Raw genomic sequence first — 14430 nt, forward strand, 5'->3', positions numbered from 1 at the left:
AAGATTTTTCTATGTGTCGATGAACCTCACCAAGCAGTAACATGTCAAAAGCTGCGCTGATGAGTATTTTTGTCAATCTCAGTCGGTTATAAATTGAATGAGCATAAAGGAGTATATCCATGGAGTACCAAAGAATCCGTTTGAGGGTTGATGATGATTTTCGGGAATTATGTATTAAGCACGGTATTGAGTTAAGCCAAATAGAGTGTTTCAGCGCCAGCACAACAATAGAAGATGTTATCGACTTTGTATACAAGACAAAAGATGCCAGCGTTTATCTTGCTCTATTGGCCTATGTCATCGTCGAGTGGCTGAAAAATAGGAAAGGTCGAAAAATCCATATCGCAATAGAAAACGAAAAGATAAAAGAAATCACCGCTGAGAATGTGAGTAAAAAAGAGTTAGAGAGCATCCTAACTAAAACTGTTGCTGTGTTTACGAATGAGTCTGAGTGAGAAAGCACTTCATACTCAATGATGATTTTCTGTACATTGCGGAAAATTTAAAAAATATTCTTCTCAAATTAACCAGTTAAAATTAGATGTCAGTACGAAAATTACCTAGCGGGAAATGGTTGTGTGAGTGCTACCCAAACGGGCGAGACTCCCGGCGAATAAGAAAGACGTTTAACACAAAAGGTGAAGCAGAATCCTTTGAAACCTACACCATGCGTGAGGTGGAAGATAAACCGTGGCTTGGTGAGAAAGAGGATCGCCGCAACCTTAGTGAACTGATTGAGCTTTGGAATAATTTGCACGGGCAGGCACTTAGTGCCAGTAAATCCCGTATGGGTAAACTGCGTATCATCTGTAACGGGCTAGGTGACCCGGTGGCCTCAAGATTGACAGCGAAAGACTGGGCGCATTACCGGGATAAACGTCTACGTGGAGAAATTGATAACGGCTACCATTCTGACCCCAAAATGTGGATAGCGAAACCGATCACGGTGAACCGAGAACACCAATACCTTTATGCCATGTTCAATGAACTGAAAAGGCTAGGGGAGTGGACGTTGCCTAACCCGTTAGAAGGGATGCGCATCTTTAAAGAAGCAGATCGTGAAATGTCGTGGCTGACGACCTCCCAAATCCAACAATTGCTGGATGCCTGCGAACGCTACGGAAAAATTTACCTTACGCGGATTGTTAAAGTATGTCTGGCAACAGGAGCAAGGTGGAGTGAAGCAGAAGGGCTAACCCGTTCTCAGCTATCGCCTTACAAGCTGACGTTCTTTAAAACCAAAGGCAAAAAAAACCGGACGGTGCCGATCCCGCGTTGGCTTCATGATGAGTTATCAGAATTACAAGGAAAGATGTTCCAGCCGTGCTATCAGGATTTTGTAAAGATGCTGGCTTTAACAAACATCGAGCTTATTGAAGGGCAAAATACCCACGTTTTACGGCACACCTTCGCGTCACATTTTATGATGAACGGCGGGAACATCTTGGTACTTCAGCGCATTCTTGGGCACGCCAACATTCGTGAAACGATGCGGTATGCACACTTTGCCCCTGACCATCTGGAAGAAGCGGCTCATCTCAATCCCCTCGCTGGTTACAGTGGCGGCAAAGTGGCGGCAGAGAATAATAAAGGCTACTAAACATTACTATCTATAACAGTATAACGTATTGTTTTTTATGATAAGAATATGTTTTTTAATGAGGTCTTTGAAAAGCGTCTTAACTAAGATAGCGCTTTCGCAACATCCGAAAGTTGTTATGAATAAGGGGTTTAGCCTTTGGCTAAACCCATTTTTTTGTGCTTGATTGCAGTAAAAAGCCCACCATTCTGGTGGGCTTGGTTTTCCCTGGTGCGATCATTATTGTTTGAATTTCAGTACCATGATGACATTAGATATGGTTATTTTATAAACGTTTATACAGATCAATTTTCCAATATTGATCGGTTACGGCGATCAACGTATCGCGTTGATACTGATTTTCTACCCTAATTAAAACGTTTTGTTAGCGATGACCGTTGGGTACATATGCATACGATCGTTAATAAACTGAATATTTGTGAATCCGGCTTGTTCTAACTGCGACTGTGTTTGTTTGTGGGTACGAAACGCTGTCCATGTTGCCCCAATAATGCGTGAGAAAAGTACATGCTGAAGCGCTAGCAATTTCGGGGCTGTGTTTGTCCATGGTGAGTCTTGCGACTGCGTAGGAGGCGGTGTCATAAAGCTGGTGATCAGCGTGCCTCCTGGCTTCAATCCAGAGTAGAATACGCGGTAAAGCTCGATGACTTTGTCATCATCTTGTTCATAAACATTAAGTCCATTGCTGGTAATTACATCTGCTTGGGCGGCTAAATCAATTGTCCAGGCATCCGCAAGTACTAACGATATCTGGTTTTCTAACCCTTGCTGGCTGGCAAGTTTATAAGCTTCTTCCAGCGCCTGTTTATCCAGATCGATCCCAATTAATTTCACATCTCGATGCTGCGTATAATCCAGCAGCAGTAAATCTGCCATGACCCCGCAGGGAACAGATATCATGATAGCGTCTGGGCGCAAGAGTTTTTGAAGCAGACTCTGGAAAATACCGAATCGTTCACGTGTCGCCAAAACGTTGGGTAATTGTGTGTAGATGATCTCTTCGAGCGAGTTGACGTAGTGAGTTGGTCGATGTGCTATTACATTATGTGTCCAGTGCGCATTTAGCCCATGGTGTTTTAGTAAAAACTGGCCTAACTCAAGATGGGAGAAAGCGTCCAGAAGCACCAACTGTTCCTCTACGGAAATGCCGAGGTGAGCGCCTGACTCGAGAATATTGTTCTTTACCGCGCAGACCCATTCACCCTGGCTTTCCTTTGATGAGGCATCGTGTGATAAGAGCCTTGAGCTGTTATTTGGCGATGAGTGATGAGGCTTGTTTGAACCGGACATATGAACACTCCAGAATATCAATCGCTATCAGGAATAATGGGATTAACTAGCAGTGGTCTATGATCTTGTGTTATCCCAGTATCAAGTTTTTAATAACTAGATGTGATTATTTGAGTGGGTGATAATAGGGGAGAGGTATGTCTGGTGTATTTCTGTACGAGTACAAAAGTGAGTGGAATTGTTACCAGATACGATGAGCCATAGCCTTCCGTTAGCTACGTTGCGCATTAGTATGGATCATCGTATTCAGGAGGATATTAAGGTAGATTCTGTTGCCAGCGAGCTCGTAGTGTCTCCGCAGCCTCTACGCCATCGCAGCTGGCGGGAAAGTTTTTCCCTGCTTTTCCCCATTCTTCCATATTGTCTGCACGGCAAAAAGCCGATTGCCCAGCGTGGTAACCACGCAGATAGGTTTCACGGTCAACCTGTGGGTTACCAAACCATTCCTGTAAGGTGCCGTCGTCTTTTACGACCACGCCAGAGGTCGCATCCTGATAACCAGCTTCATACCAGAACCCTGACTCACTTTTAGCCGGCAGCGATGGTACGTTGCTTTGGCACGCTGTCATTAAAAGAATTACAGCCAAGACATAACTGTATTTCATCATCAACCTTCATATCTGCGGCCATCGGCCCGAAGGAGCATCACGTCAGGCGATGCCCAGTTTTTCTTTCAGTAATTTGAGGTAGCGGCGACTGACAGGAATGTGTTTTCCCGTATGTGTTAGCACTTCTGCTGCACCGTTTTCCATTAACTGGATTTCTTTCAGTTGCTCTGTGTTAACCATATATTGACGATGGCAACGGACGAAAGGCGTTTTTTCTTCCAGCGTTTTCAGTGAAAGTTGGGTATAGCCAGACTGACTGACGCCTACTACATGCACGCCACTGAGTTCCGAACAAAGATACTCGACTTCCTCAATCTTGAGCAAAAAAATACGATTGTGCCCGTTACAGGGAATATGGCGAAGCAAAGGCTCTGCAATTATCTGTACGTTTTTATTTACACTAATGCCTCGGCGTAGACGATTTAGCGTTTTACTCAGCCGTTGTGCATCCAGTGGTTTAAGTAAATAGTCAAAAGCATGCTCTTCAAATGCCCTCACTGCGTATTCATCATAGGCTGTTACGAAGACGACGTAAGGCATATTTTCTGGATCCAGCATAGCAACCAGCTCTAAACCGCTGACCTTTGGCATCTGGATATCCAGGAAAATCACATCTGGTTGCAGCCGATGGATAGCGGGTATTGCCTCCAACGCGTTGCTGCACTGTGCAATGATGGTGATATCAGATTCATTTTCCAGCAGCAGGCTGAGCTCTTCGCGTGCCAGCTGTTCATCATCGATGATTATGGCTTTCAGCATCCTTCCCCCTTGTTAGCGTGATTCTATCATTATTCACACCGGGGATTCGCATGGTTGCGTCGGGAAGTGAGAAGGCATGCAGATATCGTTTTTCTGGCAATATTTGTGGTGGTAATTTTTTATTTACACCAGGTGGATTGAAATCTTTACGGTTCGTGTTATGGTGTAAACATCACGCGTAGGTTAGTTGTACAGACAGTAGGTTGTACCGACGATCGCGAACATACCGAACTCTTCAGGAATGGGATCATGCAAAAAGATTCACTTAATAATATTAATATCAGCGCAGAACAGGTTTTGATTACTCCCGATGAATTGAAAGCCAAGTTTCCGCTTAACGATGCAGAGCAACGTGATATTGCGCAAGCGAGAGCAACCATTGCGGATATCATTCATGGCCGTGATGATCGTCTGCTGATTGTCTGCGGACCTTGTTCAATTCATGACACGGATGCTGCATTGGAATACGCGCGTCGTTTGCAGTCGCTTGCCGCTGAACTAAACGATCGCCTCTACATTGTGATGCGCGTTTATTTTGAAAAACCGCGTACAACCGTGGGCTGGAAAGGGCTCATCAACGATCCGTTCATGGATGGTTCATTTGATGTTGAATCTGGGCTGCACATCGCTCGTGGGCTGCTGTTGGAACTGGTAAATATGGGACTACCTCTGGCGACAGAAGCGCTTGATCCTAACAGTCCGCAGTACTTGGGTGATCTATTTAGTTGGTCGGCTATCGGCGCACGTACGACTGAATCACAAACGCACCGCGAAATGGCTTCCGGTCTGTCTATGCCTGTTGGGTTCAAAAACGGTACAGATGGTAGTCTGGGAACGGCAATTAATGCGATGAGAGCCGCCGCGATGCCTCACCGTTTCGTTGGTATCAATCAAACTGGGCAAGTTTGTCTGCTGCAAACGCAGGGGAACGTCGATGGTCACGTTATTCTGCGCGGTGGTAAAAAACCAAACTACAGTGCGCAGGATGTCGCCGAATGTGAAAAACAGATGCAGGAAGCGGGACTGAGACCTGCGCTGATGATAGATTGTAGCCATGGCAATTCAAATAAAGACTACCGCCGTCAGCCACTGGTTGTTGAATCTGCGATTGAACAAATCAAGGCGGGAAATCGTTCGATTATAGGGTTGATGCTGGAAAGCCACCTTAACGAGGGAAGCCAGTCTTCAGAACAACCGCGTTCAGATATGCGCTACGGTGTATCGGTCACGGATGCCTGTATCAGCTGGGAAAGTACAGAAACGTTGCTGCGTTCCGTTCATCAAGATCTGAGTGCTGCACGCGTGAAACATTCAGGAGAGTCATAAGATATGGTAGCTGAACTGACCGCATTACGTGATCAGATAGATGAAGTCGATAAGGAGCTTGTCGCGCTCTTGTCACGTCGGTTGCGTTTGGTGGCGGAAGTGGGTGAAGTGAAAAGTCGTTATGGTTTACCCATTTATGCGCCCGATCGTGAAGCGGCCATGCTCAGCTCACGTCGTGAAGAGGCTGCTTCGATGGGGGTGCCGCCGGATCTCATTGAAGATATCCTGCGACGCACGATGCGCGAATCCTATACCAGCGAAAATGACAAAGGTTTTAAAACGCTTTGCCCACAACTTCGTCCGGTTGTCATCATTGGTGGCAGGGGGCAAATGGGCAATCTGTTTGAGAAAATGCTCACGCTGTCGGGATATCAGGTGAAGATCCTCGAGCAAGATGACTGGCCGCGTGCTGATGAGCTGTTGTCTGATGCGGGTATGGTGATTGTCAGTGTGCCGATTCACGTAACTGAACAGGTTATTGCACGTTTGCCTGCCTTGCCGGATGACTGCATTTTGGTTGACCTGGCATCGGTAAAAAATGGTCCGCTTCAGGCGATGCTTGCCGCGCATAGTGGCCCGGTACTTGGGTTGCATCCCATGTTTGGGCCAGACAGCGGTAGTCTTGCCAAACAGGTTGTCGTTTACTGCGATGGCCGACAGCCAGAGGCCTATCAGTGGCTACTGGAACAAATTCAGGTATGGGGTGCGCGTCTGCATCGCATTAGCGCGATTGAACACGATCAGAATATGATGTTCATTCAAGCGCTGCGTCACTTCGCGACATTTGCCTATGGCCTGCATTTAGCGGAAGAGAATGTGCAGATTGAACAGCTATTAGCATTGTCATCGCCAATCTATCGTCTGGAATTGATCATGGTTGGGCGGCTATTTGCGCAGGATCCACAGTTGTATGCCGACATCATTATGTCTTCAGAAGATAACCTAGCGTTGATTAAGCGTTACTACAAACGTTTTGGCGAAGCCATTGAGTTACTGGAGCAGGTAGATAAAGCGGAATTTATCAGTAGCTTTAAGAAAGTTGAACACTGGTTCGGCGATTATGCCAAGCGCTTTCAGGCAGAGAGCCGGGTGCTTTTGCGTCAGGCAAACGATATTCGTCAGTAAGTGCGTTTGAGCTTTAGATTGTGCTTGAGAAGCCATCCTGGTGGAAACTTGGATGGCTTTTTTAATTATTCGTTTACACCGACTATTCGTTCACATCGACGGGAACGACATTTTCACTGGGGTAACAACCCAACACTTTTAATGAGCGGGTAATGGGGGCTAATCCTTTTAGTGCTTTCTGCATGGCATCGCCGCGCAAGTTGGCCTGCACATCAAGATAGAACATCTCTTCCCACGGGTTACCGTTGATTGGTCTGGACTCCAGCTTGGTCATTACAATACCGTTATCACGCAATACCAATAGGGCCTCTACCAACGCGCCTGACTGTTGACCGGTTGCCATAATCAATGTGGTTTTTGCTGGCACTTGTTCAGTCACGTCAATCGGTTTACGCGCTAATACAATGAAGCGAGTGATGTTTTGCGATTGATTCGCCAGATCATGTTCCAGTACCTGTAACTGGTAAAGCTGACCACCAGCTTCGCTGCCAAGTGCCGCTGCTTTTGGCGAATTGAGCGCAGCCACTTTTTCCATCGCCGCAGCCGTACTCTCGCAATATTCAATTTTCCAGTGCGGAAAACGATTGATGAAATGGCTGCACTGTTGAAATGGTTGTGGGTGGCTGTAAACCGTTTCGATCTGTGCCAATGACGTATTGGTGGCAACTAAGACGCAGTGATTTATCGGGTTGGTTAATTCACCGACGATGGATAAACCCGTGTGTTGCAGCAGGTCGTAGACATCGTTGATCGAACCTGAGCTGGTGTTTTCAATCGGCAGAACAGCATAGTCAGCTTGCCCTGTTTCCACCATGTTGAAAATGTCCTGAAATTTCTGGCAACCACATTCAATAAATTGCTCGAAATGTCGCGCAGCATATTGGCGAGCAGCGAGATGGGAATAAGACCCCTTCGGACCGAGAAATGCAACGCGGGCAGAGTGTGACGTTGTTTGGTTGAGGTGGTGTTGTAAGAGTGCCTGCTGCGTCAGTACGGAATCTTCAATGATGAGCTGAAATAAGCGAGTAATATAATGGCCATCAAGATGGTGTTTTTTCCCCGCTGCTGTCAGCTTGTCCAGCAAATCACGCTCACGCTCTTTGTCCCGGATAGGGCGATGCGAATGCAATTTGCTGCGGGCAACGTCCAACGCCAGTTCTCGTCTTTGTGCCAACAATTCAATTAATTGCAGATCCAATGCGCTGATGCGTTCTCGCAGTACCAGTAATGGGTTGTCTGTCATGATGCTGTTACCTATCTTATGTTCTTATATAAAAAAAGCCTCCTGGTCAGGAGGCTTCTTTGTTCGTCTTCGTATTCTTGCTCTTACGACGAATCGCCTCCCAAATCAGGGGAAGGTGAAAAAGAATACGAAGAAAAACGGTTTATTTATCATGTTTGCTCGGTTAGTCAGGAAGATATCCAGATTCTGAGCAGGTAAGGTAACTGTTGGCTTTTCATCCTGTCAATACAAAATCGCCGAGTGCACTTTTAAAGTGTGTATAGCATTGGCTCTTTAGGCCGCTGGTATCCATGCGTACTATGCAAAAACGCGCCCTTGGGCGCGTTATATTGATATGAAGTGTGTAGAGATTACTCTTCTTGCGTTGGTTGTAGATTAGCTTCTTTGACACCAGCAACCGCGCGTCTGGCTTCACCTTTATGTTGGAGTTTGTCCAACTGGCGTTCTAGTTTGGTAACTAGCTCATTGATGGCGGCATACATATCATCATGCTTGGCGCTGGCAACCAGCGGGCCATTTGGCGTACTGATAGTAGCATCGGCTACAAAACCCTGTGGTTCTTTTGACAGAATAATATGTGGGCTAATTAGCTGGGTTTGCCACTTATCCAGCTTAGAAAGACGGTCTTCGACATGTTGACGAATTGCGGGGGTGATATCCATTTGCTTACTGGTAATATTAATAGTCATATAAACTTACCTCTCTGCCTATGTCCGTCTTGGATAATTTCAGCATACAGTGAGTTGAGGCAAAAAGCGTGATATTGATCGCTTTTTTTCGTCACTTTTTGTCAAGAAAACGCGATTTGTGAAGCACCATCGGGAATAGAAGGGAAGTACTTGAGGGGGCATCTGGCCTGTGCCATTATTGATAGGATGTATTGACGTTACCGCGCTGTTTCTGACTCCTGCCAACCCTATTTTTCTGCTCATCGACGTATAACGAACTGATTGAACCATAAAAAAACGGCAACCGAAGTCGCCGTCTCATTAGTGGATGTCGCTTATCATTTATTATGCCGGATTAGCCGCGATGACTTTTGCGACTTTGTCCGCCTGTGCGGCCAACTGTAGTTCACGGTAGGCGCTTTCCATCAACGGCAGGGCATTTTTTGTTGCCTGAGTGTCAGGGTAATCACGTAGCATTTGCTCAACGCGATTAACTACTGCCACATAAGCGCCGCGTTTCGTGTAGTATTGCGCGACAGAAAGTTCATACTTGGCCAAACGCTCTTTTAGGTAAACCAAACGCTTGTTTGCGTCGGTGGCGTATTGGCTGTTCGGGTACCCCTGAATGAGCTTGCTGAAATCCCGGAATGCGGTGCGAGCATACTGTGGATCGCGATCGGAGCGATCGACGCCGAAGAAGCCTTGTAACGCGCTATCATCCAGCGCCATGTCGGTCAGGCCGCGCATGTACAGGACATAATCCACGTTTGGATGAGTCGGGTTGAGTCGCAGGAAGCGGTCAATAGAAGCTTGGGCCAGTGGCAGCTCTGCGGATTTGTAGTAGGCGTAGATCAAATCCAACTGTACTTGCTGCGAATAGGGACCAAAGGGATACCGGTTATCCAGTGCTTCCAACTGCGTGATGGCTGCTTTAAAGTTGCCGTCCTGCAGTTTTTGTTGAGCATTGGCATAGATTTCAGATGGCGGACTATCAGGAACCGCATCTTTGGAATTGCTGGAGCAACCAGCCAGCGCCAGGCTCAACGTGGCGGCAGCCACCAGATATTTCATACGCGTCATGACGTTTTGATTATCCTCAGAATGTTATTCCGGGAGGCTGTCCGTTAAGCTCCCGATTTAGACCAGCTACAATAGTACATTATTTTAAACGGCGTCGCCGTCAAAACCCAACGTTAACGAAGAAGCTGCATAATATGGCACAACAAGTACAACTCACCGCAACGGTGGCCGAATCTCAACTCGGACAACGTTTAGATCAGGCTTTGGCCGAATTGTTCCCTGATTATTCACGATCCCGCATAAAAGAGTGGATTCTTGAGAATCGGGTACAGATTAACGGCAATGTCATCAATAAGCCAAAAGAGAAAGTACTTGGCGGCGAATCGGTAGCCATTGATGCATTGATTGAAGAAGAGGCACGCTGGGAAGCACAGGATATCAAGCTGGATATCGTGTATGAAGATGAGGACATTCTCGTCATCAACAAACCCAGAGATCTAGTGGTTCACCCTGGTGCTGGTAACCCAGATGGCACGGTATTGAATGCCTTGTTACATCACTATCCTGAGATTGTCGATGTGCCCCGTGCAGGGATTGTGCACCGACTTGATAAAGATACTACCGGGCTCATGGTCGTTGCGAAAACCGTACCAGCACAGACGCGTTTAGTTGAAGCATTGCAGGCTCGTGAAATTACCCGTGAATATGAGGCTGTCGCGATTGGTTCGATGACGGCAGGTGGCATGGTCGATCAACCTATCGCTCGTCACGCAACGAAGCGTACTCACATGGCGGTGCACCCGATGGGCAAGCCTGCCGTGACGCACTATCGCATTATGGAACATTTCCGTGCGCATACCCGTTTGCGGTTGCGTCTGGAGACGGGCCGTACCCATCAGATTCGTGTCCATATGTCGCACATTGACCATCCTTTGGTTGGCGATCAGTTATACGGTGGCCGTCCTCGTCCGCCAAAAGGTGCTTCGGATGATTTCATTGAAACGCTGCGTGGGTTCGATCGTCAGGCACTGCATGCCACGATGCTGCGCTTCTACCACCCTATTACCGGAATTCAAATGGAATGGCATGCGGCACTGCCGCAGGATATGGTCGATTTGATTGATGCGTTGAAAGTCGATACCGCGGCGTTTCAGGATCAACTCGACTGGTAATGCATTCAATACGATAAGTGCTGACTATAGAGGTGACGGACTATGCTGATATACCCCGACTGGCCTTTGCCAGAAAGTGTGAAATCTTGCAGCACGACGCGTATTGGCGGGCGTAGCTCGGCACCTTATGACTCGCTGAATTTGGGAAATCATGTGGGTGATGAGCTCGCACACGTCATTGCAAATCGACAAACGCTGGTGGAGATGGCCGATCTTCCTGCCATGCCACACTGGTTGGAACAGGTTCATGGTACCGATGTGATTCGGATTGGTGGAGCACTTCCATTGTCCATTTGCGGTGATGCTGCTTATACCAATAAGAAGGGTCAGGTTTGTGCGGTGATGACGGCTGACTGTTTACCTGTACTTTTTTGTGCGATCAACGGCGACGAAGTTGCTGCCGCTCATGCGGGTTGGCGAGGATTACATGCGGGTGTGCTGGAGGAGACAGTAGCCTGTTTTCGCGCAAAACCCTCGCAAATTATGGCATGGCTGGGACCTGCTATAGGGCCTGACGCGTTTGAGGTCGGCCCTGAAGTTAGAGACGCATTTATTCAGCATAATGAGTCGGCGGCTTCTGCATTTAGGCCTGAAGGAAACAAATTTTTTGCCGATATCTACCAGCTAGCGAGTCTACGTTTACGCGCCGCAGGAATAACGCAAATTTTTGGTGGAAATTTCTGTACTGTGAGCGAGCCTCACAAATTTTTCTCTTATCGGCGTGATGGCGTGACTGGCCGTATGGCAAGTTTAATCTGGCTGATATAACCTATTGAATTAAGACGATCCAAGATAAGTAACATTTAAATCCCGTCACGACTGGCAAAATAACCTTGAAATTTTTGAGGGATGACCTCATTTAATCTCCAGTAGCAATTTTGACCAGTGTACGGGAGGTGTTATGCGTCTGGATCGTCTTACCAACAAATTCCAACTTGCTCTTGCTGATGCCCAATCTCTTGCCCTTGGGCGCGATCACCAGTTTATTGAACCACTTCATTTGATGAGCGCTTTGCTTCATCAGGACGGTGGAACTGTTGGCCCACTTCTGACTGTTGCAGGAGCCAATCTTAATCACCTGAAAGCCGAAATCGACCAGGCAATCACGCGTTTGCCTCAGGTTGAAGGCACTGATGGTGATGTCCAACCTTCGAACGAGTTAGTCCGCGTATTAAATATGTGCGACAAACTCGCGCAAAAGCGTGGTGATACCTTTATTTCCTCAGAACTTTTCGTGCTTGCCGCTCTGGAATCTCGCGGCTCGCTAGGGGATATATTGAAAAAGGCGGGTGTCACGCAGCAAGGTGTAACAAACGCGATTGATCAGGTGAGAGGAGGGGATCAAGTGAGCGATCAGGGGGCTGAAGATCAGCGCCAGGCATTGAAAAAATTCACGATTGATCTCACGGAACGTGCGGAGCAGGGCAAGCTTGATCCGGTTATCGGACGTGATGAGGAGATTCGCCGTACCATTCAGGTTTTACAGCGTCGAACTAAAAATAATCCAGTATTAATCGGTGAACCCGGCGTGGGTAAAACCGCGATAGTAGAAGGATTAGCACAGCGTATCGTTAATGGTGAAGTACCTGAAGGCCTGAAAAACAAGCGCGTACTTTCGCTGGATATGGGCGCGCTGGTGGCTGGTGCGAAATATCGTGGTGAGTTTGAAGAGCGTTTGAAAGGCGTGCTCAACGATCTGTCTAAACAGGAAGGCAATGTCATTCTGTTTATTGATGAACTCCATACGATGGTGGGGGCGGGTAAAGCTGATGGCGCGATGGATGCCGGCAATATGCTAAAACCCGCGCTGGCGCGTGGTGAACTGCATTGCGTTGGGGCGACGACGCTGGATGAGTATCGTCAATATATTGAAAAGGATGCTGCTCTTGAACGCCGTTTCCAAAAGGTGTTTGTCGCGGAACCTACTGTTGAGGATACCATTGCGATTTTGCGCGGGCTAAAAGAGCGCTATGAATTACACCACCATGTACAAATCACTGACCCGGCGATTGTTGCGGCGGCAATGCTATCCCATCGCTATATCGCGGATCGCCAGTTACCGGATAAAGCCATTGACCTGATTGATGAGGCGGCATCCAGTATTCGTATTCAGATTGATTCAAAACCAGAGCCTCTTGATCGACTTGAGCGCCGAATCATTCAGTTAAAGCTAGAACAACAGGCTCTGAAGAAAGAATCTGATGAAGCTAGCCAAAAGCGTCTTGAATTGCTAAGTGCAGAACTTGACCAAAAAGAGCGTGAATATTCCCGGCAAGACGAAGAGTGGAAAGCGGAAAAAGCCTCACTCACTGGCACGCAGAATATCAAGGCCTCTTTAGAGCAGGCGAAAATTGCGCTGGAACAGGCTCGGCGTCAGGGAGATCTGGGGAGAATGTCCGAGCTACAATACGGCAAAATCCCCGAGCTAGAGAAACAGTTGGCAGCAGCGACGCAGCAAGAAGGAAAAACGGTGCATTTGCTGCGTAATCGAGTTACGGATATTGAAATCGCTGATGTGCTGGCACGCTGGACTGGGATCCCTGTTTCTCGCATGTTGGAAAGCGAGAAAGAAAAATTATTGCGAATGGAGGATGAGCTGCATCAGCGAGTGATCGGGCAGAACGAAGCTGTTGAAGCGGTAGCAAATTCTATTCGTCGTAGCCGAGCTGGGTTATCTGACCCTAACCGTCCTATTGGGTCGTTCCTGTTCCTCGGGCCAACAGGTGTTGGGAAAACTGAACTCTGCAAAACGCTGGCGACTTTTCTCTTTGACAGTGACGACGCCATGGTGCGTATCGATATGTCTGAGTTTATGGAGAAACACTCGGTTTCACGTCTGGTTGGTGCACCTCCTGGATATGTCGGTTATGAAGAAGGGGGCTATCTGACTGAAGCGGTACGCCGTCGTCCTTATTCGGTCATTTTGCTGGATGAGATAGAAAAGGCACACCCTGATGTGTTTAACATCCTGCTTCAGGTGTTGGATGATGGTCGCCTTACTGATGGACAGGGTAGAACGGTCGACTTCCGTAATACCGTTGTCATCATGACGTCAAACCTGGGATCTGACCTTATTCAGGAACGTTTTGGTGAGCGCAGCTATACCGAAATGAGAGATATGGTTCTTGAAGTCGTTAGCCATAGCTTCCGTCCTGAGTTTATTAACCGTATCGATGAGGTCGTCGTATTCCATCCACTGGGAAGGGCGCATATTACGTCGATCGCACAAATCCAGCTCCAGAGATTGTACAAGCGTCTTGAAGAGCGTGGATATAGCGTCACGATCACGGATGCTGCTTTAGGTATGCTCGGAGAGGTCGGGTTTGATCCTGTCTATGGTGCACGTCCGCTTAAAAGAGCGATACAGCAACTGATAGAGAACCCACTTGCTCAGCAGATACTGGGGGGGAAATTGATACCCGGTAAGCCGATCACATTAGATGTTGAAGGCGAACAGATAGTCGCACGACAAGAATAATGTGAAACGGGAAGTCATCAACGGGGGCATTCGCGAGCGAATGCCCCCGTTTTTACGCCTCAAGCCCATATTATATTCATATTTTGCATGGTTAATGAGCTAAGTGCTGTTTTTTGGTTTGTTTTTGAGCGCTTGGAAAAT

13 protein-coding genes and 1 other annotated feature are annotated in these 14430 nt (G+C 47.4%); of the genes, 7 read left to right on the forward strand and 6 right to left on the reverse strand.

Annotated features, from left to right (window positions below; translation table 11 throughout):
- Nucleotides 1-119 precede the first annotated feature (119 nt).
- Nucleotides 120-455 (forward strand): hypothetical protein, encoded by a 336-nt coding sequence (locus CLR69_RS21835; RefSeq protein WP_131535219.1) that lies wholly within the window; start codon nt 120-122, stop codon nt 453-455.
- Nucleotides 456-541: 86 nt separating this feature from the next.
- Complete coding sequence (locus CLR69_RS21840; RefSeq protein ID WP_131535220.1) at nt 542-1600, forward strand: site-specific integrase; 1059 nt, start codon at nt 542-544, stop codon at nt 1598-1600.
- A 351-nt stretch (nt 1601-1951) separates the two neighbouring features.
- Here CLR69_RS21840 and CLR69_RS21845 read toward each other — a convergent pair whose 3' ends face one another.
- The 3 genes from CLR69_RS21845 to btsR all read right to left on the reverse strand — a co-directional run bounded on the left by CLR69_RS21845 (nt 1952) and on the right by btsR (nt 4257).
- Nucleotides 1952-2890 carry a class I SAM-dependent methyltransferase gene (locus CLR69_RS21845; protein ID WP_131535221.1) on the reverse strand — a complete coding sequence of 313 codons (939 nt, stop codon included), beginning with the start codon at nt 2888-2890 and terminating at the stop codon, nt 1952-1954.
- 257 nt (nt 2891-3147) lie between these two features.
- The gene (locus tag CLR69_RS21850; RefSeq protein WP_131535230.1) at nt 3148-3495 is read right to left on the reverse strand and encodes a DUF2799 domain-containing protein; all 348 of its coding nucleotides are present in this window, start codon (nt 3493-3495) and stop codon (nt 3148-3150) included.
- Nucleotides 3496-3540: 45 nt separating this feature from the next.
- Nucleotides 3541-4257 carry a two-component system response regulator BtsR gene (btsR, locus tag CLR69_RS21855; protein WP_129709869.1) on the reverse strand — a complete coding sequence of 239 codons (717 nt, stop codon included), beginning with the start codon at nt 4255-4257 and terminating at the stop codon, nt 3541-3543.
- Nucleotides 4258-4506: 249 nt separating this feature from the next.
- Between btsR and CLR69_RS21860 the strand changes: the two genes are divergently transcribed.
- Nucleotides 4507-5583, forward strand: a complete 1077-nt coding sequence (locus CLR69_RS21860; protein ID WP_129709867.1) for a 3-deoxy-7-phosphoheptulonate synthase — start codon at nt 4507-4509, stop codon at nt 5581-5583.
- A gap of 3 nt (nt 5584-5586) precedes the next feature.
- Complete coding sequence (gene tyrA, locus CLR69_RS21865) at nt 5587-6708, forward strand: bifunctional chorismate mutase/prephenate dehydrogenase (RefSeq protein WP_129709865.1); 1122 nt, start codon at nt 5587-5589, stop codon at nt 6706-6708.
- 82 nt (nt 6709-6790) lie between these two features.
- Here tyrA and pheA read toward each other — a convergent pair whose 3' ends face one another.
- The 3 genes from pheA to bamD all read right to left on the reverse strand — a co-directional run bounded on the left by pheA (nt 6791) and on the right by bamD (nt 9699).
- Complete coding sequence (gene pheA / locus CLR69_RS21870) at nt 6791-7951, reverse strand: bifunctional chorismate mutase/prephenate dehydratase (RefSeq protein WP_129709863.1); 1161 nt, start codon at nt 7949-7951, stop codon at nt 6791-6793.
- A gap of 28 nt (nt 7952-7979) precedes the next feature.
- Nucleotides 7980-8105, reverse strand: a sequence feature (Phe leader region).
- 196 nt (nt 8106-8301) lie between these two features.
- Nucleotides 8302-8640: a ribosome-associated translation inhibitor RaiA gene (gene raiA, locus CLR69_RS21875; protein ID WP_129709861.1), complete on the reverse strand. Its 339-nt coding sequence runs from the start codon at nt 8638-8640 to the stop codon at nt 8302-8304.
- 324 nt (nt 8641-8964) lie between these two features.
- Complete coding sequence (gene bamD, locus CLR69_RS21880; protein ID WP_011094861.1) at nt 8965-9699, reverse strand: outer membrane protein assembly factor BamD; 735 nt, start codon at nt 9697-9699, stop codon at nt 8965-8967.
- A 134-nt stretch (nt 9700-9833) separates the two neighbouring features.
- Here bamD and rluD point away from each other — a divergent pair, with 134 nt between their 5' ends.
- The 3 genes from rluD to clpB all read left to right on the forward strand — a co-directional run bounded on the left by rluD (nt 9834) and on the right by clpB (nt 14289).
- Complete coding sequence (gene rluD / locus CLR69_RS21890) at nt 9834-10811, forward strand: 23S rRNA pseudouridine(1911/1915/1917) synthase RluD (protein ID WP_129709859.1); 978 nt, start codon at nt 9834-9836, stop codon at nt 10809-10811.
- A 42-nt stretch (nt 10812-10853) separates the two neighbouring features.
- On the forward strand, nt 10854-11579 hold the full coding sequence (gene yfiH, locus CLR69_RS21895; RefSeq protein WP_131535222.1) for a purine nucleoside phosphorylase YfiH: 726 nt from the start codon (nt 10854-10856) through the stop codon (nt 11577-11579).
- 133 nt (nt 11580-11712) lie between these two features.
- Nucleotides 11713-14289: an ATP-dependent chaperone ClpB gene (gene clpB / locus CLR69_RS21900; RefSeq protein WP_129709856.1), complete on the forward strand. Its 2577-nt coding sequence runs from the start codon at nt 11713-11715 to the stop codon at nt 14287-14289.
- The last annotated feature ends 141 nt before the right edge of the window (nt 14290-14430 follow it).

Origin of the sequence: Pectobacterium zantedeschiae (assembly GCF_004137795.1) — a bacterium.
Taxonomy (GTDB): domain Bacteria; phylum Pseudomonadota; class Gammaproteobacteria; order Enterobacterales; family Enterobacteriaceae; genus Pectobacterium; species Pectobacterium zantedeschiae.